The following is a 20653-nucleotide window of genomic DNA, read 5'->3' as shown; positions in this document are numbered from 1 at the left end:
CGTGAACGACGGACCGCTGATCGTCCAGAGCGACAAAACCATCCTGCTTGAGGTGGACCATGGGCTGGCCACCGAAGCCCGCCATGCCATCGCGCCCTTTGCCGAGCTCGAGCGGGCGCCGGAGCACATGCACAGCTACCGGCTGACGCCGCTGGGGCTGTGGAATGCCCGCGCCGCCGGGCTGGACGCGGAGAAGGTGCTGGATACGCTGCTGAAGTACTCGCGCTTCCCGGTTCCGCACTCGCTGCTGATCGACGTCGAAGAAACCATGTCCCGGTACGGGCGGCTCCGCCTGGAGAAGGACCCCCAGCACGGGCTGGTCATGAGGACCGACGACTACCCCGTGCTGGAGGAAGTGATCCGGGCCAAGAAAATCCAGCCCCTGCTCGGGCCGCGGATCGACGGCGAGACTGTGGTAGTGCACGCTTCCCAGCGCGGGCAGCTGAAGCAGCTCCTGCTCAAGATCGGCTGGCCGGCGGAGGACCTGGCCGGGTACGTGGACGGCACCCCGCACCTGATCGCGCTCAATGAGGACGGCTGGAAACTGCGCCCCTACCAGCAGATGGCCAGTGACAACTTCTGGGCCGGCGGCAGCGGCGTGGTGGTTCTGCCCTGCGGTGCAGGCAAGACTTTGGTGGGTGCGGCGGCCATGGCAACGGGGTCCACCACCACCCTGATCCTGGTCACCAACACGGTGGCGGCCCGCCAGTGGAAGGACGAGCTGCTGAAGCGCACTTCCCTGACCGAGGACGAGATCGGCGAGTACTCGGGAGCGGTCAAGGAGGTCCGGCCGGTCACTATTGCCACCTACCAGGTCCTCACCATGAAGCGGGGCGGCATGTACCCCCACCTGGAACTCGTGGACGGCCACGACTGGGGCCTGATCATCTACGACGAGGTCCATCTGCTGCCCGCGCCGATTTTCCGGATGACGGCGGACCTCCAGGCGCGGCGCAGGCTGGGACTTACTGCGACCCTCGTCCGCGAGGACGGCCGCGAGGGCGAGGTGTTCAGCCTGATAGGGCCCAAGCGCTATGACGCGCCCTGGAAGGACATCGAATCACAGGGCTACATCGCTCCCGCTGACTGTGTGGAGGTCCGCGTTGACCTCCCCAAGGATGAACGGGTGACCTACGCCATGGCTGACGATGCCGACAAGTACCGGCTCTGCTCCACTTCCGAGTCCAAGACGCAGGTGGTGGAACAGCTGGTGGCGCGGCACGCCGGTGAGCAGCTGCTGGTGATCGGCCAGTACATCGACCAGCTGGACGACCTTGGCGAGCGCCTGCAGGCCCCGGTCATCAAGGGGGACACGTCCGTGAAGGTGCGCCAGAAGCTGTTTGATGCGTTCCGTGCCGGGGAGGTCCAAACGCTGGTGGTTTCCAAGGTGGCCAACTTTTCCATTGACCTGCCCGAAGCCTCGGTGGCCATCCAGGTATCCGGCTCGTTCGGCTCGCGGCAGGAGGAGGCACAGCGGCTGGGCAGGCTGCTGCGGCCCAAGAAGGACGGCAGGGCAGCCCGCTTCTACTCGCTGGTGGCCCGGGACACCTTGGACCAGGATTTCGCCGCCAAGCGCCAGCGGTTCCTGGCAGAGCAGGGGTATGCCTACCGGATCATGGATGCGAAAGATGTGCAGGCAGCAGAATAGCGGACAGGAGTCGGTTTGGGACCATCCCCGCCCGCCGCGCGTTGAGCCGCGCAGTGAACGGACCAGGATCTTCCTGGGCAGGAGGGCTGATCGTCGACACCGTGGACTCGCTCCGCGTCCTGCAGACGAGCCATCCGCCCGTCTATTACCTGCCCCGCTCGGCCTTCAAGCCGGGTGCGCTGGAGCCAGCGCCGGGGAGCAGCTTCTGCGGGTGGTAGGCCCCTTCAAGGGTGCACCAGGAACGCTTGGCTGGTGAAGCCCCGCACACCAAATGGATGAATAGGGGGAAATACCGTTTGGTAGGGGGTGTCCAACCCTCCTGCTGGCATCCGCGGTACTGCAGCTGTTCTTCGCCGGGTACATGTTCTTCCAGAACACCGTGGAAGACATGATGACGCGTCCGTGTTCCATTCCCTGAACGGACAATACGTGTTGCGGGGCCTGGCACTCCTGGCCATCATCCTGACGGCAATTGCGCGGGCAGGGAAGCGAACCATCTGGCTGGCTGTCGGAATCTTCGTGATGTCCCTTGTTCAGCTGCTGATCTTCATAGTGGGCGGGATGCTGACGGGTTCGTCGGAGGAGCATGTCACGCCTGCCGGCTCCTGGGTTGCCAGCATCCATCCTGTCACGGGCATGCTGATCATCTTCATGTCCTACAGGCTCTTTCTCCGTTCCCGCGCCCTCCTGCGCGCTGCCCAGCCGGCCGTCGCCAGGGCTGCGGCCGGCAGCACCGCCCAGTCTAAGCCGGGCCTTCATGGGCGCCTCGCAGCTGCTGGGGCTTGACCTTGTCCTGTCGGTCCTGACGGCAGCGGCATGGTGCGCGGTGCCCCGGTTGTCCTGGAGGCGGGCAGGCGTCCGACGGCGGCTCCTGCCTCCGGTACGCGCCTGGCACTCCCGTCGCTGGTCGCAGCCCTTGTCCTCACAGCGTCGAAGGTCGCGGCCGTAGCCTCGCTTACGGCCGCAGGATGGCTTTTCGCCGGCGAACGCGCCGTCGTCGGACTTCCCCTGCTGGTGCTCCCGGCGCTGGCGAGCGGAATTGCCCCCTTTCATTGCCTTGCCCGGCGGGGCGTTCCCGACGTCCAGGCCGGGACGTACCTGCGGCTCCCCGCACCCGTCCTTGTCCTCGGGGCGGCTGTCGGGGCGTCTGCCTCCCTGCTGGTGCCTGTTGTCCTCGGTTTTGACCCGCACCCCGCCGCTACCGCCGCCCTCCTTGCCGTGGCTGCCTGCGGAGCCCTGATGTGCTGGATCCTCTTCGGGCCGGCCGGCGCGCGGCGGCGTTCACGGGCAGCCACCGCCGTGGGGGTGCTGATGCTCGGCACCGTGCTGGCCGCCCCGCACTGGATTGGCTCGGCAGCCGCAGCGCCGAGGGAAGGGTGATAGCCCCCGTCGGCCACCACGCCGGACCCATTGGCGGCGGTGCTGCGTCCGGCAGCACAGCCGCAGATCCCGGACTCCGCCCCGTCACCGAGCTCACAGGCGAGCTCCCACAGGGCGCCCCGGTACGGCATTTTGAGCTCACGGCAAGGCAGCAGACCATCACGTCTGCCGCTGGAAAGACAGTGGAAGCCTGGACGTTTGGTTCGCTCCCCGGCCCGGCGCTGGAAGCGGAGCTTGGGGACATTATCGAAGTCGTTCTCGCCAACCGCGACGTTGCCGCCGGAGTGACGTTGCACTGGCACGGCTACGACGTCCCCAACGCTATGGACGGCGTGGCGGGCGGCACCCAGGACACCCTACGGCCGGGGCAGGCAATAACCTACCGGTTTGAGGCGCGGCAAACCGGCACTTACTGGTACCACACGCACCAGATGTCCGCCGAGGGCGTGCGCAAAGGACTGTACGGCACGCTGGTGGTCCGGGACCCCGGAGTGCCCCGGGCCGCCACCGACCTGGTGGTGGCGGGACATTCGCTGGCGTCGCTGACCCTCCTGGGCAGCTCTGACGGGGTGCAGGTCCATGAGGCCAGAACCGGCACCGATGCCAGGCTGCGGCTGGTCAACACCGACTCGCTCCCCCAGCGGTACCAGCTTCTCGGTACGCACTATTCAGTGGCTGCAGTGGACGGGGCCGAACTGGCGGCCGGCGTTGGCGTTCCAGCGGCGGAGGCCTCCGGAACCATCCTCCGGCTGCCCGCCGGCGGCAGGATGGACCTTACGTTCACGGTGCCGGATCATCCGGTGACGCTGCGGACGGAAGGCAGCTCCAGCGCCGCCGTCGTCCTTGTTCCTGCCGCCGATGGTGCAACACCCCCTGCCGCCCATGGCGCAGCACCAACCCCGGCAACAGCTGATTTCCGCGCCGGCACCGAACTGGACCTCCTTGCTGCCTCTGGGCAGGCGTCCGGGCGGCAGGGCTGCCGGCTGCCGGAACCGGCTGGAACCGTACGGCAGTCATGGTCCTGGACCGGCAGCTCCGGTTTGTGGACGGCGTCCCACGCTACGCCTACACCGTCAACGGGGCCGCATTTCCGCAAATAGAACCCCTCGTGGTGCAGGAAGGCGACACGGTAAAACTGACCGTGGTGAACAGGACCTCGGAGCCCCATCCCATGCACCCCCACAGCCACCATGTGCAGGTGCTGGCCAGGAACGGACAGCCGCCAGGCATGCCCCTGGTCCTGGATACCTTCGATGTCCTGCCCGGCGAAGTCTGGGAAGTGCTCCTCACCGCCGACAACCCCGGCATCTGGGTGGACCACTGCCACAACCTGGATCACGCCGCGGAAGGGATGATGATGCACCTTCAGTACCGCGGCTACTCCTCCCCCTTTACGCACGGCGGGCCTGCGGGGAACCGGGCGGAGTAGCACTTTCCCCTGCGGCACCCGGCTGGATGTTCTCCCATGGAACTTCCAGACAACTCCCAGAGTCTGGGAGCATGATGGGAGCATGAACAAGAACGGTCCAGAAGCGAAGCTCCTTGTTGTTGACGATGAACCCAACATCCGGGAGCTCCTTTCCACCTCGCTGCGGTTCGCCGGCTTTGACGTGGTGTCGGCCGCGAACGGCAGGGACGCGCTGGCCGCCGCCGATGCACAGGCGCCCGACCTGGCCGTGCTGGACGTCATGCTCCCGGACATGGACGGGTTCACAGTCACCCGCCGTCTCCGCGCCTCCGGAAAGCACTTCCCGGTCCTCTTCCTGACGGCCAAGGACGACACCGAGGACAAGGTCACGGGCCTCACGGTGGGCGGCGACGACTACGTGACCAAGCCCTTCAGCCTGGACGAGGTGGTGGCGCGCATCCGCGCGGTGCTGCGCCGTACGCAGCCGCTGCTGGACGACGACGCCGTGATCCGCGTCGATGACCTGGAGCTCGACGACGACGCCCACGAAGTACGCCGCGGCGGAACCGTAATCGAGCTCTCCCCCACCGAGTTCAAACTGCTCCGCTACCTTATGCTCAACCCCAACCGGGTGCTGTCCAAGTCACAGATCCTGGACCATGTGTGGGAGTACAACTTCAATGGCGACGCCTCCATCGTGGAGTCCTACATTTCCTACCTGCGCCGAAAGGTGGACATCGACCCCGACGCTCCGGCCCTGATCCAGACCAAGCGCGGCGTGGGGTACGTGCTCCGGACGGCAGAAAAGCGCTGACCTTGCTGCAGCGATGGAAGTCGGCCTCCCTGAGGACGCAGCTGGTGGCCATGATCATGGCCCTGCTGATAGTTGCCCTCACGGTAACGGGCGCGGGCACGCTGGCACTGCTCCACAGCTACCTGCAGGCGCAGGTGGACGACAAGCTGTACGGGGCCGTGGACCTGGCGCGGAAACAACGCTCGTTTACGCAGTTGCAGGCACCCACCAACCCCATGGTCCCCACCGACTACTCCCTGATCCTCTTTGCGCCTGGAGAAGACCCCTACCCCTTCGGCGGTGACCCCGACAGCCGGCCGGACATCAGCTCCATCACGGTTGAGCAGGCGCAGGCACGGGGTGCTGTCCCGTACCAGGCGCGGGGCACCGACGGGGAGAACTGGCGTGTGGTGGCTGTGCCGGTGCAGAACAACCAGACCACGGCTGTAGTGGTCATCGGGCTGCCCCTGCGGAGCGTGGACGATGTCCTCAAGCACGCCACCCTGGTAGTCACCGGGGTGGGGCTGCTGACACTGCTGCTGGCCTCCCTGATCGCCAGCTGGACCGTTTCCCGATCCTTCCGGCCGCTGGCCAGGGTGGAAAAAACAGCAGCCGCGATCGCCGCCGGCGATCTCTCCCGCCGTGTTGAGGTGGAAAATCCCGGAACCGAGCTCGGGCGGCTCAGCAGCTCGCTGAATGCCATGCTCGCCCATATCGAAACCGCGTTCGCAGCCCGCACGGCGTCAGAGGCGAGGATGCGCCGGTTCGCCGCCGACGCATCCCATGAGCTGCGCACCCCCCTGGTCACCATCCGCGGGTTCTCCGAGCTATACCGGCACGGGGCACTGACCACCGAGGAGGATGTGGCCACCGCCATGGGCCGGATCGAAAGCGAAGCCAAGCGGATGGGCTCCATGGTGGAGGACCTGCTGCTGCTGGCACGCCTGGACGAGCAGCGGCCTTTGCAGCAGAAGCCCGTGGACCTTCAGCTCATTGCCCACGACGCCGTGGTGGACACGCAGGCAAGCGACCGCTCCCGCGCCATCACCCTCACCGGGCTCGACGGGGGGCCTCCTGCGCCCGCACCAGTGCTGGGCGACGAAGCCAAACTCCGGCAGGTGGTGGGCAACCTCATGGGCAACGCCCTCCGCTACACGCCGGCTGGCAGCCCCATTGAACTGGCCGTAGGAGTCCGGAGCCAGGAGGACGGGCAGCGGCGCTCCGTCATTGAGGTGCGCGACCACGGGCCGGGGATATCCGCGGACGATGCCTCCAAGGTTTTTGAGCGGTTCTACCGGGCGGATACGTCCCGGACCAGGGAGACCGGAGGGAGCGGGCTCGGGCTCGCCATCGTCGCGGCGATTGTCGGCTCCCACGGCGGTTCCGTCCGGGTGGAAGATACCGACGGCGGCGGCGCAACCCTGGTGGTCAGCCTGCCTCACCGGGAGGAAGCACCGGCGGAGCCCGGCGCCGCCGGCAGCGGCGGCGAGGTTGTCCACATATAGCCACGGACTGTGGCCGTGCCTGCAGCCGTTTCCCTAGGCTCGTTGCAGCAGCCCGGAACAGCCGGGCGGGGCAGCCTGCGCTGCCCGTCACAGCGAAAGGCACGGCCAATGAGCATCATCTCCGTCGATACCGAACTCCTGCAGCTGAAGTCCGCCAGCGTCCAGGCAACAGTGGACAGGATCAGCGCGGACGTCCAAACCATGAAACGCGGACTGGACGAACTCCAGGGCTCATGGCGGGGCTCCGCTGCCACCAACTTCCAGGCGCTCATCACCGAGTGGACCATCACGCAGGGTCGGGTGGAGGCTTCCCTTGCTTCCATCAACGCGGCGCTCGCCTCCGCGGCGGCCACCTACGCCCAGGCGGAGCAGGGCAACACCCAGCGATTCAGCTGAGCCGTCTCCAACCGGGCGCGAGGGCTGGAACGGATCAGGCCTCCGGCGTGCCCTGGTGGAAACGCAGCCGCCAGCGGCCCCCATCCAACACCCACAAGGAGCTTCTCAGGACCGTGCCGGAGCGCGCGTGGCTGCGATAGGTCAGCAGGACTGCCTCGGCCCCGATCCGGTCCACACTGAGGATCTCAATGTCGGTCCGCTCCCCCGGGTCTTCCTCCAGCGCCATCATCATGGCGTCGCGGGTCCATACCCTGCCGGAGCTGCCGAACTCCATGAAATCTGGGTGCAGCAGGACGGCTGTCCGTCCGATATCCCCCCGGACCAGCGGGCCCAGCAGCTCACGCTCCAGTTCCTCAACCAGCGCCTCTGGCGGGGCTGACGCTGCCCGGATGGCAGTGCCGTCCGCGTCGAAGGCCCCGCTGCCCAGTTGACTGAAGAGGTCCGGTTCTTCATAGGCGTCTGCCCGTGCCGGCGTCGCCGAAGGCGTCTGGTGGGCGGATTTGGCTTCGCTGACGTCCCTGGCTTCTGTGGCCTGGGCCGCCGCTTTGGCTCCCGTGGCCGGAGGTATATGGTGGGCACCGGGAAATCCGGGGCCTGAACGGGCGGCCACACCCTGCTGGAAGGCAGTCGCGGCAGCCCGTGCACGCTCGTCGGCAGCTTCATTCAGGGCATGCCCGGCATGCCCCTTGACCCATTCGAAGGTGTACTTCCGGCCGGCGAGCTCCCGGTCCAGTTCCTTGAGCAGCTCCACATTCAGGACGGGCTTGCCGTCGGCCTTGCGCCAGCCTTTGCGCTTCCAGCCCGGCATCCACTTGGTGATCGAATTGATGACGTACTGACTGTCGCAAAGGATGCGCAGGTCCTCCTGCGGCAGGTGGGCGGTTGCGCGCAGCAGATCCAGGACAGCCATCAGCTCGCCCTGGTTGTTCGTCCCGTGGGGCCAGCCTCCGGCACGCCAGCAGTCATCGTTCACGAACCAGGCCCAGCCGGCAGGACCCGGGTTTCCCAAGGCTGAACCGTCAGCCGCTGCAGTAATCGTCACCGGTCCATCCTGCCAGACCGGGCCGGCAAACCGGAGGTCTGCCAGCCCGCGGCTGCAGTACTGGCAGGACTGCCCGCGGGCGGCACGTAGCACCGATCACCGACCCGCGGGAAACCAGTAGCAGGAAAGCGTTTACCGAAACTCTTGACCTTGCCCGCTGGTGGGGGCAGAATCGGGTTTACGAAACGTGAAAGCGTTTTCTGGAGCGGCTGAAGGCAAGGGGCAGCAGCCGGTCGGAGAAAGCGATCAGCACCAGGAAGGCACATCAATGACGATCCCCACCCTCAGCCGCAGGCGGTTCCAGCTTGGCGCGGCAGCCGTGGCCCTTTCCCTCCTCGCGACGGGCTGCGGCAGTTCCTCAGGCGCCGGCAACAGTGAGGAAGTGACCCTGCGGTTCGCCTGGTGGGGCAACGAGTACCTTAACGCGCAGACCGAAAAGGTCATTGACGCGTTCGAGGCGGAACACCCGAACATCAAGATCGAATCCGAGCCGGGTGAATGGGGCAGCTACTGGGACAAGCTGGCCACCAAGACCGCAGCCAACGACGCCCCGGACATCATCCAGATGGACCAGAAGTACATCGCAGAGTACGGCGGACGCGGCGCACTCCTTGACCTGTCGAAGCAGAGCGGAATCGATACATCAAAGCTGGACAAGGAGGCGCTGGCGTCCGGCCAGTACGACGGCGCGCAGTACGGCCTGAGCACCGGCCAGAACGCCTACGTCATCATGGCGAACACGAAGGTCTTCGAAGCGGCCAGTGTTCCCATCCCGGACGACACCACGTGGACCTGGGATGACTTCATTGAAACAGCTTCGAAGATCAGCGCCGCCGGCGACGGCAAAAACTACGGCGCCGCGTACGGCAGCAACGAGGCGGACCTGATCATTTGGCTGCGCCAGCACGGGGAGAACCTCTACTCCGGGGATGGCAAGCTCGATTTCAATACTGCAACAGCAGCCGCCTTCTGGGAGCGGCTGAAGGAACAGCGGGACTCCAAGGCAAGCCCGCCGGCCACCGTGGCCACCGAGGACGCCGGCGCAGGCCTGGAGGAAAGCCTGTTCGGCACCAACAGGGTGGGCATGGCGTGGTGGTGGACAAACCAGCTCGGATCGCTTGAGGCCACCACGGGCAGCAGCATCAAGATGCTCCAGGCACCCAGCATCGACGGCAGCGCTGCGGATAACGGCATGTACTACAAGCCCACGATGTTCTGGTCCGCTTCCTCCCGCTCGAAGCACCCGGAGGCAGCCTCCACCTTCATCAATTACCTTGCCAACAGCCCGGAGGCGGGAGCGATCCTGATGACGGACCGTGGGGTGCCCACCAATTCGGAGATCGTGGAGAGCATCACTCCGTCCCTGAAGCCGGCAGACACCACCGTGGTGGGCTTCCTGAAGGACATTCAGCCGGATATCAAGGCAGCTCCGCCGGTCCCACCTGTAGGTGCAGGCAGCGTGCAGAACGTGATCAAGCGCTTCACTGACGAAGTGCTGTACGACCGGCTAAGCCCGCAGGCCGCCGCCGAGGCGTTCAAGAAGGAAGTTGAAGGGATGATCTCCGGCGCCAGCAAGTAGGGGCATCCGGAAGTTTTGTGCAGGTCAACCGGCGTCCGGGCAGTTCAGCCCTGCATATCTGGACAAAAACTTTGCACGGCAAGAAACAAAAGCGGCCCCCTCGAGGGAGGGGGCCGCTTTTTTGCTCAGGCGGGACGGGTCCCGGCAGGGAGGCTTAGAAGCCGCCCATGCCGCCCATCTCGTCGCCGCCGCCGACGGGTGCCGGGTTCTTTTCCGGCTTGTCGGCGACTACGGCCTCGGTGGTGAGGAAGAGGCCGGCAATGGAGGCCGCGTTCTGCAGGGCAGAGCGGGTCACCTTGACGGGATCGTTGACGCCGGCAGCCAGCAGGTCGGTGTATTCACCGGTTGCGGCGTTCAGGCCGTGGCCGGCGGGCAGGCCGCGGACCTTGTCAACCACCACGCCGGGCTCCATGCCTGCATTGAAGGCAATCTGCTTCAGCGGAGCATCGATGGCAACACGCACAATGTTGGCGCCGGTTGCTTCGTCTCCGGAGAGCTGCAGGTTTGCGAACGCCTTGGCGCCGGCCTGGATGAGGGCCACACCGCCACCGGCAACGATGCCTTCCTCAACAGCAGCCTTTGCGTTGCGGACTGCATCTTCAATGCGGTGCTTGCGCTCCTTGAGCTCAACTTCCGTTGCGGCGCCGGCCTTGATGACTGCAACGCCGCCGGCCAGCTTGGCCAGGCGCTCCTGCAGCTTCTCGCGGTCGTAGTCGGAATCGGAGTTTTCGATCTCGGCCCGGATCTGGGAAACGCGGCCGGCAATCTGGTCGGCGTCGCCTGCACCTTCGACGATGGTGGTCTCGTCCTTGGTGACAACAACCTTGCGTGCCTTGCCCAGGAGTTCCAGGCCGGCGTTCTCCAGCTTGAGGCCAACTTCCTCGGAGATGACCTGGCCGCCGGTGAGGACGGCGATGTCGGCGAGCTGTGCCTTGCGGCGGTCACCGAAGCCGGGAGCCTTGACGGCGACGGACTTGAAGGTACCGCGGATCTTGTTGACGATCAGCGTGGCCAGGGCCTCGCCCTCGATGTCCTCGGCAATGATCAGCAGCGGCTTGTTGGACTGCATGACCTTTTCGAGGACTGCAACCAGTTCCTTGACGTTGGAGATCTTGGAGTTGACGATCAGGATGTACGGATCCTCAAGGACCGTCTCCTGGCGCTCTGCGTCGGTGACGAAGTAGGCGGAGATGTAGCCCTTATCGAAGCGCATGCCCTCCGTGAGCTCAAGCTCCAGACCGAAGGTGTTGGACTCCTCGACAGTGATGACGCCTTCCTTGCCAACCTTGTCCAGGGCCTCGGCAATCAGGGCACCGATCTCGTCGTCACCGGCAGAGATGGATGCCGTGGCGGCAATCTCTTCCTTGGTTTCGATTTCCTTGGCGGAGTTCAGCAGCTCGGCGGTAACGGCGTCAACGGCCTTCTCGATGCCGCGCTTGAGGGACAGCGGGTCGGCGCCGGCAGCAACGTTGCGCAGGCCTTCCTTCACCAGGGCCTGGGCCAGAACGGTAGCCGTGGTGGTGCCGTCACCAGCGACGTCATCCGTCTTCTTGGCGACTTCCTTGACCAGCTCGGCGCCGATCTTCTCGTAGGGGTCGTCCAGCTCGATCTCCTTGGCGATGGAAACACCATCGTTGGTGATCGTGGGGGCGCCCCACTTCTTCTCGAGGACGACGTTGCGTCCACGCGGGCCGAGGGTGACCTTAACGGCGTCGGCGAGGGTGTTCAGGCCCCGCTCAAGGCCGCGGCGTGCCTCTTCATCAAATGCAATGATCTTGGCCATAACGGCAGTAGTCCTTTCGGGACAGTCGTTAAGAATGAACCTTCGCTGCAGTGCCCGCGACGGACGACCCTTCGCCGGCGGCCTCTGTATGCCTACGGATGGGGGTCTCACTCCAGTTAGGTGTTTCTTCGCTCCTCGCCCGGTGCCGCGCGCCGCCGGCCGGAACCAGGCTTTGCTTTAGCAGTCGGTACGTCAGAGTGCTAACTCCATAATTAGCACTCCCCACGTGAGAGTGCAAGCGAATCCGCAGGCGGAAGCGCCCTCACCTGCTTCGCTTCGCCAAGGGCGATCACCTGGCGGGGCGCCCCGCGGTTTCGACGCCAGTGGCCGTTGGATTGTTGTCTTCCCCGTATGTGAACACCGTGAACGTGGCTGTGGTGATGTCGCCATTGGCGTCGAAGGCAACCGGCCCCGACTCGCCGTCGTAATTGATATCCGCGCCGGAGGACATTCCTGAGATGCAGTCCTTGTACGTGGGACAGGGCGCCCCCGGCGCCGACCCCGTGCCGCCCGCCATTGTACCGGCGGTCCCGCCGGACACCGCGATGAGGTTCGCCGCGATGGAACGTCCGGCGTCGTCCTCTGCCTTGGCGGCAGCCAGGGCGGCAAGGGTGACGGCGTCATAGGCTTCTGCTGCGAAGGACACGTCCTTAAGCGTTGGATCGATCCCCAGGAGCCTGTCCTGGAACCCGGAGGACGGAAGCTGTCCCGGAACTGTTGCACGTGCCCCCGCCAAGGCCTTGCTTCCGAGCCTGGACCCGTACCGGGCGAAAGCGCCCTCGCTGAGGATAATCTTCGACCCCGCGAGGCCGGCGTTGTCCAGTTCGGCCAGGGCGCCCTGGGCGCCGTCACGGGCGATCAGGATCACGGCGTCCGCTTCCGCCCTGCGGGCGGTGGCAGCGGCGCTTGCCGCCCCGCCGGGCTCAAACCCTGCCGTAGCTGCCACCTCCAGCCCCGCCTGCTGGGCGGACTCGGACACGGCGGCCGATACGCCACTGCCGTAGGGCCCTTCCTGGTGCAGCACGGAGACGCTGGCGGCACCGGCGTCCTTGGCCAGCTTCACCAGCACAGGCGCTTGCGCGACGTCGGCGGCGGCAGTTCGGAAGTAGTAGCCACCGCTGGCAATGCTGCTCAGGCCGGCCGCAGTGTTGGCCGGCGAGATCAGCGGGGTCCGCGCCCTTGAGAGGATGTCGACGGCAGCGGTCGCGTTGCTGGAGTCAGTGGGACCGATGACGGCGTCCGCTTTGCCCTGGACCAGGGCCTGTGCCTGGGCCGCCGAATCCTTGCCGGGCTCGACGGGCAGGAGGTCAACGGGCCGGCCCTTGTGGCCACCGGCGTCGTTGATCTCCTTCACGGCAAGCTTTGCGGCGGCCAGCTGGGAAGCGTTGAGGAAGCTGCTGTCGCCTGCGCTGTCCAGGATCAGGCCGATCCGGAGGGTTCCGTCACCCGATGCCTCCACTGTTTCCACCCTGGCGTTTCCGGTCACCCCGGAACAGGCGGTGAGCGCCAGCGTGGCGCAGAGGGTTGCGGTGACCGCCAGGCGCATGCGTGCGGCGGGTACGTTCAGATGCTTCACTCGGCCGGCCGGACGCTTTCCGCCTGCGGGCCCTTGTCGCCTTCGCCCACTTCGAGTTCCACGCGCTGCCCCTCGTCCAGCGCCCGGTAGCCCTCGCCCTGGATAGCGGACCAATGGACAAAAATGTCGTCTCCCGAGCCGTCAACGGTAATGAAGCCGTAGCCCTTCTCTGCGTTGAACCATTTGACGGTTCCTCGTGCCATGATGACCACTCTTTCCGCTAGTTCCGGGAAGCTGCACCGGTGCCGCCGGCCCCGTCGGCGCCTGCGGCTCACTCTAGCCAATGCCCGCAGGCGGTGCTGCCGTCCGGCGGGGCCAGGCTCAAACGTTATTCAGGCGTAACCGCCGCTGGCGGGGCGAAGTTGGTGGACTACCGGTAGCCGGGACCCAGCACTACCACCAGCGGAACCTGGAAGTCTGGGCTGTTCACTACGGTGGGGACGCCCAGCAGTTCGGCCAGGGCCTGCGCATTGGCAAGCTGGTCCGCTCCGGCATAGAAAATGGTGGAGCCCTGCTGCGGCGAGCCGGCCCAGTTGCCTACCTGTCCCAAGGTCCAGCCGTCCGACTGCACCGTCCCACCGACGCGGCTTGCCAGTCCTGAGGTTCCGGCGGCGTTGTACACCGCCACGGCCTGGGTCCTGTCCACTGCCGCCAGCGCCGTCGGCTGGGTGCTGGAGCCGGTCCCCGTCCCCGCCTCGGTGCTCCCGCTAACGGAAGCATCTTCAGACGAGGCATCTTCAGAAGAGGCGGACGGAGATGGCTCGGCGGAGGGTGTGGCTGAAGCACTGGCTGTGGCGGAGGGCGTTGCACCCGCCTGCGCCAGCGGGGCCGCTTCGAGGCTTGCCGAGGCCTGGCTGGCGGGTCCGCCGAATCCAAGCTTGGGAAGGATCAGGAAGGACACCAGGCCGATGGCTAGAGCAATACATCCCACCGCTAGGATGGGCCAGAGCCGGACCCGTGACGGAGCAGAGGCTGTGCGGTGAACACCTTGTCGCGACGCGGCCTCGGGGACCTTGTCGAACTCATCGCGGGCGTATTTGGTCATGGGAAAAAGACATCCTTGTGTGTTGCCGCTGAGGATTCAGCGTGAGCGTCTTAAGCGTCGGACCCCAGGCGGCGTGCAGTGCGTGCACGGTGACGCGACGTACGTAGTCTACGCAATCTCTTGACCAGCATGGGGTCATGCGCCAGAGCATCCTCTGTATCGATCAGGGCGTTAAGCAGCTGGTAGTAGTGGGTTGCGGAGAGATCGAAGAGCTCGCGGATGGCCTGTTCCTTGGCGCCGGCATATTTCCACCACTGCCGTTCCAGGGCGAGCATCTGCTGGTCCCGCTCGCTCAACGGCGAGTCCCGCAGCTTGAAATCCGGCAGCAGACTGCTCCGCGGATCCTGCTCCGGCAGGTGCTTCCGAGCTGGTTCCGCCACGGCGCACACTCTCCTTCGCTGGGTTTACGTAAATGTCTGACCCCCATGCTACGGACGAATAACAGCATTGTCATTTGCGGCCCCTGCAAGAATGGAGCGATGTTTGAATCTGATGCCTTGTTCGAGCTGGAGCAGGAGCAGGACCACGCCGGCAGCGTTGGCTTCGCCGAAATGGCACAGCTTCCGCTCGAGGAACTGATGGCTCCCGACTGGGCCGCCGCCCTCTCCCCCGTGGAAAAGCAACTGAGGGACGTGCTCACCTTCGTTGCCGGCGAAGTGGCGGCCGGGCACCAGGTCCTGCCGGCGCCGTCGAACGTCCTCCGGGCCTTCCGCCAGCCCCTCCATGAGGTGAAGGTGCTGATCGTGGGGCAGGATCCTTATCCAACGCCGGGCCACCCGGTGGGCCTGTCCTTCTCCGTTGATCCGCATGTCCGGCCGATCCCACGGAGCCTGGCGAACATCTATCGGGAGCTGGAAACGGACCTCGGTCTCCCGCCGAAGGTCCATGGCGACCTCTCGGCATGGGCACAGCAGGGGGTGCTGCTCCTGAACCGCGTGATGACCGTACGGGCGGGAGCGGCGGGTTCCCACCGCAGGAAAGGCTGGGAAGAGATTACGACGGCGGCCGTCGAGGCCCTGGCCAACCGGCGGAGGCCGGGAGGGTCACCGTTGCCGCTGGTTGCCGTGCTGTGGGGTAAGGACGCGGAGAGCGTGCGCCCGCTTCTGCCCGGAGTCCCGGCGGTCTCCAGCGCCCACCCGAGCCCGCTGTCCGCTTCACGCGGGTTCTTCGGTTCACGGCCGTTCAGCCGCATCAATTCGCTCCTTCGGGAGCAGGGTGCCGCCGAAGTAATGTGGGAGCTTCCGCCATCAGCCTAGCTTAGGCTTACCTTATGAGCATTGTTCCCGCCGCTACCAGCGCCAACAAGAAGAGCCGCCCTCAGGTCAACCTCACCGTGGTGCGCCGGGAACAGCTCTCGCCACATATGGTCCGCATTGTTGCCGGTGGTGAAGGCTTCGCGGATTTTGTCAACAACGGGTTCGCCGACCGGTACGTGAAGATCGTCTTTCCGCAGCCCGGGGTCCAGTACCCCTCCCCTTTGGACCTGTGGAGCATCCGCGAGACGATGCCGCGGGAACAGTGGCCCTACACGCGCACCTACACCCTCCGCTGGGTGAACCCCGCGGCCCGGGAACTGGCCATTGACTTCGTGGTCCATGGGGACGAAGGACTGGCGGGTCCTTGGGCAGCACAGGCCCAGCCCGGTGATCCCCTGACCTTCACCGGCCCGGGCGGCGCCTACAACCCGGACCCCCATGCCGACTGGTACCTGTTCGCCGGGGACGAGGCGGCGCTGCCTGCCATCGCCGCGTGCCTGGAGGCGCTCCCTTCGGAAGCAGCCGGCGTCGCCTTCCTCGAGGTGGATTCCGACGCCGACATCCAGCCGATTGCCGCCCCGGCCGGAGTGGATATCCGTTGGCTTGCCCGCAACGGTGTCCCTGCGGGTGAGAGCAGCCTCCTGGTGCAGGCGGTTGCGGAGGCGGAATGGCCGGCCGGGCGGGTGGATGCCTTTGCCCACGGCGAGCGCGGCTACATGAAGGCACTGCGGGACGTCTTCTTCAAACAGCGGGGCCTCGAACGCCGGCAGGTGTCCCTCTCCGGATACTGGGCGAAGGGCCGCGTTGAGGATGTTTTCCAGGCGGAAAAGAAACTCCCCGTAGGGCAGATCTAGGCCCAGTCAGCGGCGGCGCGCACGGCGCCGCTCGTTGCTGGCCAGGTTGCGGGTAAGCGGCCGGGCCAGGGTGTCGCCGAGGACAATCCCGCCCGCAGTGCCCAGGACAATTGCACCGGCGTTGAGCATCCCGCCGGCACCGAGCAGGATCTCGGTTTCCTCGATGGTGAGCACGTACATCGAACGGAAAATGGTAAGGCCCGGCAGCAGGATCAGCGCGGCAGGAACCGCAACCACCAACTGGGGCGCACCCATTCGCAAGGCCACCACGCGGGCCAGCAGGCCGATGACCACGGCAGCGAGCGCCGGGGAGAAACGGTCGCCGATGCCCAGCAGCCCGCCGGCCAGCAGCACGAAGTAACCCGCAACGCCCACCGCCGCCGTGGGCAGCAGGAGCTGCCAGGTGGTTTGTTCAGTAACCCCGATGGCCATGACTGCCACGGCCACCAGGATGACCAGCACCCAGAGGTCGTAGGCAGGCGGGAAAGTCTGGGTGACGTCGATGCCCGGCATCCCGGTCAGCTGGCCCACGACCAAGGCGACGGCGATTCCCGCCACGATCGCGCCAAACGTCAGCAGTGTGGAGAGAAACCGCCCGGCTGCCGTAACAGGGAAGCCGTTGATCGCGTCCTGGACCGATGAGACGAGCCGGCCCGTGGGCAGGAGCAGGAGGATTCCGCCCACCACCACGATGGCCGGTGAGTTGGTCAGTCCGAACTGCCACAGCAGCAGTGCCAGCAGTGTCACCACGAGTGAGCAGCTGGCGGTAATGAAGAAGTCCGGCACCCGCCACCGCCCCAGCCGCCGTGCCAGCAGACTGACGCCGATGTTGGCCACGAACGCGATGGCGGAAGACACCGGACCGCCGCCCAGCACCGCCACGAAGGCTGCGGCAAAGGTGCCGAACGCCGCCGTGACCATCCAGCGCGGAAACGGCTTCGGGCTGGTGATGGCCTCGTCCAGCCGCCGGATCGCCTCGTCCCGCCCCACTCCCCCGGCCACGATGTCCGTCACCAGCTGGTGGACCTTGGCAAGGCCTGCGTAGTTGTTGGTCCAGGAGCGGACCACCCGCAGCAGCGAGATGGGCGTCTGGTCCTTCGGGGCGTAGTTGATGCCGACGGACTGGTTAGTGATGTCCACCTCGATGTTCTTTAGCCCCAGTGCCGCGGTGACGGCGATGATACTGGTCTCCACTTCCAGGGCACCGGCACCGTACCGGAACATGGTTTCGGCCAGGTGCAGGGCGAAGTCCAGGGTCTTCCGGGCAGAGGTGTCCATGCCTCCCACCTGGATCGTGGGATTGGCGTACGGGCTGCCGGTGAGCCTGTCCACGATGCTCAGGGGTGCCGTAGGCGGGTTCTCGCCCTGGACCAGGCGCCGCAGCATCCTCTTGGCAGCAGCGTTCTGGCGCAGCTGGGAGGGAGTCAGTGGCTCGGTCTTGGGCAGGCCGTCAGTGTGAGGCCTGCGTTTCGGGGAACCGGCGCCGGGCTGGCCGGGGCGGTCGGTCATGGTCCCTCCTCCCGTGGTGGTGGTTTACTGGCGGGTCAGGCGGAGCGCCTGATGGGAAGTTTTCCCAACAGGAGGCGGGCGGCGCCTGCTGCTGCCCGGGCGAGCCGGTGGGCGTGGTAGACCGCGGGGCGGACGGGCATCACAAAGTCGCCCACCAGCTGGACCACTTCTCCACCGAAGCCCTTCTTGAACTCGTAGCCGCCATGGCCTTCCTCGTCCTGCCCGGAAATGCCGAACGTTCCATAGAAGTTGTACCGCGGGTACCCCTTCTCGAGGGCATGGAGCATCAATCCCCAATACAGGGATGTGGCGCCGTTGAAGTAGATGTAGTCCTGTACCGTTCCTCCGATGACGCACACCACCTCGTCGCCGTAGCAGACGAAGTGGATGGCGGCCACGGTGGCTACACCGACGGAATCGGGGAAGCGCTCGATGTCCTTCAGGCTTCGCTCGTAGCTGTCCACGAGGTCCTGGACCACCTTGAGCCGGTTGGCCTTTTTCTTGCTGCCCGTCTCTTCCACCTCGCGGCGCAGTTCCGCGGCAGTGGCCGATTCGGCCGCCATCCGCTCGGTGATGGACTTCCGGTAAGCGGGGATATCGATCTTGGCCATCATGAGTTTGGTGAACTCGGGCGAGGTGGTGCGGAGGAGCTGTTCGTAGTATTCGCGCTCCCGGTAGACGAATCCCTTCTCGTCACCCGCCTTGCTCAGGGCACCGTAGAACTCGTCCAGTGTGTCCAGGGTGGCCTGTTCCAGGAAGACGCCGTTCTTTTCAGCCTTGCGGATCGCTTTCCGGGTTCGGTAGCTGGTGCCCATGATCAGTTCTTCGGCGTCCTGGATGCCTTCCAAGCTCTTGACGAACATCCAGTTCACGTTCACGAAGTTCATGTCCAGGCCCTGGTGCTGGAAGCCCAGCCCGGCGAGCTCTGCCACCAGCGGCCGGTTGTCCTCGACCTCCGGGTGCTCCGCACCGTCGGCGTCACGGGCGATGTACTTCAGGTTTGGCGATATCCGCAGTTCCGCCGCCTTGCGCTCTGCGGCACGCTTGCGGAGAAGTTCGACGACGGCGCGCACCAGGGCAGGATCGGTGTAGTCCATCAGGGGGCCCTTGGCGCATTCACAGATGGTGTAGCCCAGGCGGGTGGTGGTGTAGTTGAGTTTTCCGGCCGCCACCAGTTCCCCGCCCCGGCGTACTCCGAAGAGCTCCACCTGCTGCCCCCTGGCACGCTGGAACCGGGCGAAGTCAACGGACTGGAGGAAGCTGTTCTGGGGGTGCTTCAGCGCGAACTGCTCGAAGTCGGCGTCGCTGAGCACGGCGAACTCAAGGTCGGCGGCGGTGATTGCGTTCAAGGGAAATACCTTCTTCACGAATGGGCGGCCCGCCCGCCGCAGGCTGTGGGCGAGGTGGGTCTGATGGACTAACCGGAAGTACAGCTGCGGCGGCTGTTCCGGGGTCAGGTCAGTAGAACTGCTGGCCGGTGCGGGCAGTTTCCATCCGCCGGAACACTCTTTCTGCTCCCTTGACCCAGAGCCGGTGCTTCCAGGGCACAAGTACGTAGTCCTGGCACCCCACGAAATCGGTGACGGTCTTGGCGAAGCTGGTCTTGAACATCCCCATGCCGTAGAGGTTGTGGGTCTTGTCCTTGAGCCGGGCAGCGGGCGGCGTGCCGCAGAAGTCGTATTCCGTGCAGCCCAGTTCCTGCATGCGGCGGATGGCTGCCCATTGGACCAGATGTGAATCGCCGTACTGCTTGCGGTTCTGAAGCGAGCCGCCGTCCTTGTACGTGGCCTTGGACCCGTAGTTGATGACGAAGGCGCCCACGCTGGGCTTTCCGTCCTCGTAAGCAAAGAAGAAGTTGCCCTGGCCCCTGGTGCAGAACTCCTCCCAAAAGGCGGCGTAGTACCCGTAGCTGCGCAGCGGCATGGAGCCCTTGGCCTTCACAGTGTCCGCCATCAGGTCGTACAGGTCCCGGTAGGTCTCCAGGCCGTGCTCCCTGCGGACCACCTCGCAGCCTTCCCGCTCGGCCCGTCGAATGGCGTTGCGGGCGCGGGACGAAATGGCTTTGAACACGGCCTCTTCCGGCCCCGATATGTCCAGCAGTGCGGTGGAGTCATTGGACTGGATATTGGGCGCCTTGATCAGGCCGGTTTCCGCCAGCTCCGCCTGCGCCTCGGCTGAGTCCACGATGTCTGGCTCGATCTTGATGGTGAAGACATTCAGCTTTCGGCTGCGGACAAAGGCAGCACAGGCCTCCAGTGCTCCCTTCAGGTCTTGCACTGCCGCCAGGTCCGGTCCCTTGATCAGGTACCAGAGCCGGCCCAGCACCGGGAAGCTCTTTTCCAGCACGAGGTTGTAGCTGGCGGTTTCCCCGCCTTCCAGCACCAGGAAGCGGACTTTCCAGCCGCTGCCGTTCTTCACCGTGGCGTACGCGGCCGACTGCAGCATGTTGCCGCCGTTGGGGTTGGCCGTGACGTGCTTGTCCCAGTTTTCAATTTCCTCGGCGGTGGCAAATCGTGCGGTGAATTCTCGCAAGGGGGACGTGTCCAATCGGTTTCGTGCGCGGTTCGGTACTCGTGTCTGCGTGCGGACATGCAGCCTCAAGTCTAAAGCCTGGATCGGTGCAGCCTTATCAGGGGAGGGTGCGGCGGACTGCCTTGACGGGGGTGCGGGGGTTGGCAAATGTGGAACCATGCAGCCTTACGACGAAGAGTTGACGGTTGCCGCGTGGCTGGTGTGGCAGAAGCGGACCCAGCGGACCAGGCGGGCGCTGACGGCTTAGGCGGTGCAGCTTGGCCTGAACCTTGTCTGGACCCCGGTGTTCTTTCGCGTCCACCCTGAATTGGCGGGCTGCCCTCCACAACTGAGGGCTGTAGCCTGCG

20 protein-coding genes and 1 pseudogene are annotated in these 20653 nt (G+C 65.7%); 12 read left to right on the top strand and 9 right to left on the bottom strand.

Translation table 11 applies throughout. The features are described 5' to 3' along the window. Nucleotide 1: 1 nt before the first annotated feature. The 9 genes and pseudogenes from FDW81_RS11615 to FDW81_RS11580 all read left to right on the top strand — a co-directional run bounded on the left by FDW81_RS11615 (nt 2) and on the right by FDW81_RS11580 (nt 7130). Nucleotides 2-1648, top strand: coding sequence for a DNA repair helicase XPB (locus FDW81_RS11615; RefSeq protein WP_138134350.1), 1647 nt, complete (start codon nt 2-4; stop codon nt 1646-1648). Then, nucleotides 1620-1857: pseudogene (locus FDW81_RS11610) on the top strand (DUF427 domain-containing protein); the annotation flags it as partial. The gene FDW81_RS11615 and the pseudogene FDW81_RS11610, both read left to right, overlap by 29 nt. Nucleotides 1858-2050: 193 nt before the next feature. Then, nucleotides 2051-2434, top strand: coding sequence for a hypothetical protein (locus tag FDW81_RS11605; RefSeq protein ID WP_138134349.1), 384 nt, complete (start codon nt 2051-2053; stop codon nt 2432-2434). A 30-nt stretch (nt 2435-2464) separates the two neighbouring features. Continuing rightward, nucleotides 2465-3028, top strand: coding sequence for a hypothetical protein (locus FDW81_RS18125; RefSeq protein ID WP_171027191.1), 564 nt, complete (start codon nt 2465-2467; stop codon nt 3026-3028). Continuing rightward, nucleotides 3025-4128 (top strand): multicopper oxidase domain-containing protein, encoded by a 1104-nt coding sequence (locus FDW81_RS11600; RefSeq protein ID WP_171027190.1) that lies wholly within the window; start codon nt 3025-3027, stop codon nt 4126-4128. Before FDW81_RS18125 ends, FDW81_RS11600 begins: the two co-directional genes overlap by 4 nt. Further along, nucleotides 4071-4457 carry a multicopper oxidase domain-containing protein gene (locus tag FDW81_RS11595; RefSeq protein ID WP_240720220.1) on the top strand — a complete coding sequence of 129 codons (387 nt, stop codon included), beginning with the start codon at nt 4071-4073 and terminating at the stop codon, nt 4455-4457. The genes FDW81_RS11600 and FDW81_RS11595 overlap by 58 nt, the downstream gene beginning before the upstream one ends. Nucleotides 4458-4539: 82 nt before the next feature. Next, nucleotides 4540-5250 (top strand): response regulator transcription factor, encoded by a 711-nt coding sequence (locus tag FDW81_RS11590; RefSeq protein WP_138134346.1) that lies wholly within the window; start codon nt 4540-4542, stop codon nt 5248-5250. A 2-nt stretch (nt 5251-5252) separates the two neighbouring features. Beyond that, nucleotides 5253-6734: a cell wall metabolism sensor histidine kinase WalK gene (locus FDW81_RS11585; RefSeq protein WP_171027189.1), complete on the top strand. Its 1482-nt coding sequence runs from the start codon at nt 5253-5255 to the stop codon at nt 6732-6734. 108 nt (nt 6735-6842) lie between these two features. Beyond that, nucleotides 6843-7130, top strand: coding sequence for a WXG100 family type VII secretion target (locus tag FDW81_RS11580; protein ID WP_138134345.1), 288 nt, complete (start codon nt 6843-6845; stop codon nt 7128-7130). Between the two features lie 34 nt (nt 7131-7164). Here the strand turns inward: FDW81_RS11580 and FDW81_RS11575 are convergent, their stop codons facing one another. Next, the gene (locus FDW81_RS11575; RefSeq protein ID WP_138134344.1) at nt 7165-8172 is read right to left on the bottom strand and encodes a ribonuclease HI family protein; all 1008 of its coding nucleotides are present in this window, start codon (nt 8170-8172) and stop codon (nt 7165-7167) included. Between the two features lie 268 nt (nt 8173-8440). Here FDW81_RS11575 and FDW81_RS11570 point away from each other — a divergent pair, with 268 nt between their 5' ends. Then, nucleotides 8441-9751, top strand: coding sequence for an ABC transporter substrate-binding protein (locus FDW81_RS11570; RefSeq protein WP_138134343.1), 1311 nt, complete (start codon nt 8441-8443; stop codon nt 9749-9751). 154 nt (nt 9752-9905) lie between these two features. Here FDW81_RS11570 and groL read toward each other — a convergent pair whose 3' ends face one another. The 5 genes from groL to FDW81_RS11545 form a co-directional block, all read right to left on the bottom strand. Further along, a complete protein-coding gene (gene groL, locus FDW81_RS11565; RefSeq protein ID WP_138134342.1) occupies nt 9906-11534 on the bottom strand; it encodes a chaperonin GroEL in 1629 nt (542 codons plus the stop codon). Nucleotides 11535-11823: 289 nt separating this feature from the next. Beyond that, the gene (locus FDW81_RS11560; protein ID WP_138134451.1) at nt 11824-13080 is read right to left on the bottom strand and encodes an ABC transporter substrate-binding protein; all 1257 of its coding nucleotides are present in this window, start codon (nt 13078-13080) and stop codon (nt 11824-11826) included. A 26-nt stretch (nt 13081-13106) separates the two neighbouring features. Next, nucleotides 13107-13313 (bottom strand): cold-shock protein, encoded by a 207-nt coding sequence (locus FDW81_RS11555; protein ID WP_138134341.1) that lies wholly within the window; start codon nt 13311-13313, stop codon nt 13107-13109. 167 nt (nt 13314-13480) lie between these two features. Beyond that, a complete protein-coding gene (locus FDW81_RS11550) occupies nt 13481-14155 on the bottom strand; it encodes a LytR C-terminal domain-containing protein (protein WP_138134340.1) in 675 nt (224 codons plus the stop codon). 50 nt (nt 14156-14205) lie between these two features. Continuing rightward, nucleotides 14206-14535, bottom strand: a complete 330-nt coding sequence (locus FDW81_RS11545; protein WP_138134339.1) for a DUF3263 domain-containing protein — start codon at nt 14533-14535, stop codon at nt 14206-14208. Nucleotides 14536-14634: 99 nt separating this feature from the next. On the opposite strand from FDW81_RS11545, the gene FDW81_RS11540 reads away from it, so the two are divergent. Both FDW81_RS11540 and FDW81_RS11535 read left to right on the top strand, forming a co-directional pair. After that, complete coding sequence (locus FDW81_RS11540; protein ID WP_138134338.1) at nt 14635-15411, top strand: uracil-DNA glycosylase; 777 nt, start codon at nt 14635-14637, stop codon at nt 15409-15411. Between the two features lie 14 nt (nt 15412-15425). Next, nucleotides 15426-16265, top strand: a complete 840-nt coding sequence (locus FDW81_RS11535) for a siderophore-interacting protein (protein WP_138134337.1) — start codon at nt 15426-15428, stop codon at nt 16263-16265. Nucleotides 16266-16271: 6 nt separating this feature from the next. On the opposite strand, the gene FDW81_RS11530 is transcribed toward FDW81_RS11535, so the two are convergent. From FDW81_RS11530 to FDW81_RS11520, 3 genes are all read right to left on the bottom strand, one after another. Then, complete coding sequence (locus FDW81_RS11530) at nt 16272-17774, bottom strand: threonine/serine exporter ThrE family protein (protein ID WP_138134336.1); 1503 nt, start codon at nt 17772-17774, stop codon at nt 16272-16274. A gap of 35 nt (nt 17775-17809) precedes the next feature. After that, complete coding sequence (locus FDW81_RS11525; protein ID WP_138134335.1) at nt 17810-19123, bottom strand: peptidoglycan bridge formation glycyltransferase FemA/FemB family protein; 1314 nt, start codon at nt 19121-19123, stop codon at nt 17810-17812. A gap of 109 nt (nt 19124-19232) precedes the next feature. After that, nucleotides 19233-20306 (bottom strand): GNAT family N-acetyltransferase, encoded by a 1074-nt coding sequence (locus FDW81_RS11520; RefSeq protein ID WP_138134334.1) that lies wholly within the window; start codon nt 20304-20306, stop codon nt 19233-19235. Nucleotides 20307-20653 lie beyond the last annotated feature (347 nt).

The sequence above is a fragment of the Pseudarthrobacter sp. NamB4 genome, from assembly GCF_005796185.1.
Lineage (GTDB): Bacteria > Actinomycetota > Actinomycetes > Actinomycetales > Micrococcaceae > Arthrobacter.
Note: the sequence above shows the minus strand (reverse complement) of the source record. Positions and strands in the feature narration are given on the sequence as shown.

What these genes read in the sequence shown, in the direction of transcription:
- FDW81_RS18125 (WP_171027191.1), top strand. Translation starts at nt 2,465, where the DNA reads ATGGTGCGCGGTGCCCCGGTTGTCCTGGAGGCGGGCAGGCGTCCGACG.
- FDW81_RS11590 (WP_138134346.1), top strand. Translation starts at nt 4,540, where the DNA reads ATGAACAAGAACGGTCCAGAAGCGAAGCTCCTTGTTGTTGACGATGAA.
- FDW81_RS11580 (WP_138134345.1), top strand. Translation starts at nt 6,843, where the DNA reads ATGAGCATCATCTCCGTCGATACCGAACTCCTGCAGCTGAAGTCCGCC.
- FDW81_RS11570 (WP_138134343.1), top strand. Translation starts at nt 8,441, where the DNA reads ATGACGATCCCCACCCTCAGCCGCAGGCGGTTCCAGCTTGGCGCGGCA.
- groL (WP_138134342.1), bottom strand. Translation starts at nt 11,534, where the DNA reads ATGGCCAAGATCATTGCATTTGATGAAGAGGCACGCCGCGGCCTTGAG.
- FDW81_RS11560 (WP_138134451.1), bottom strand. Translation starts at nt 13,080, where the DNA reads ATGCGCCTGGCGGTCACCGCAACCCTCTGCGCCACGCTGGCGCTCACC.
- FDW81_RS11555 (WP_138134341.1), bottom strand. Translation starts at nt 13,313, where the DNA reads ATGGCACGAGGAACCGTCAAATGGTTCAACGCAGAGAAGGGCTACGGC.
- FDW81_RS11550 (WP_138134340.1), bottom strand. Translation starts at nt 14,155, where the DNA reads ATGACCAAATACGCCCGCGATGAGTTCGACAAGGTCCCCGAGGCCGCG.
- FDW81_RS11540 (WP_138134338.1), top strand. Translation starts at nt 14,635, where the DNA reads ATGTTTGAATCTGATGCCTTGTTCGAGCTGGAGCAGGAGCAGGACCAC.
- FDW81_RS11535 (WP_138134337.1), top strand. Translation starts at nt 15,426, where the DNA reads ATGAGCATTGTTCCCGCCGCTACCAGCGCCAACAAGAAGAGCCGCCCT.
- FDW81_RS11530 (WP_138134336.1), bottom strand. Translation starts at nt 17,774, where the DNA reads ATGACCGACCGCCCCGGCCAGCCCGGCGCCGGTTCCCCGAAACGCAGG.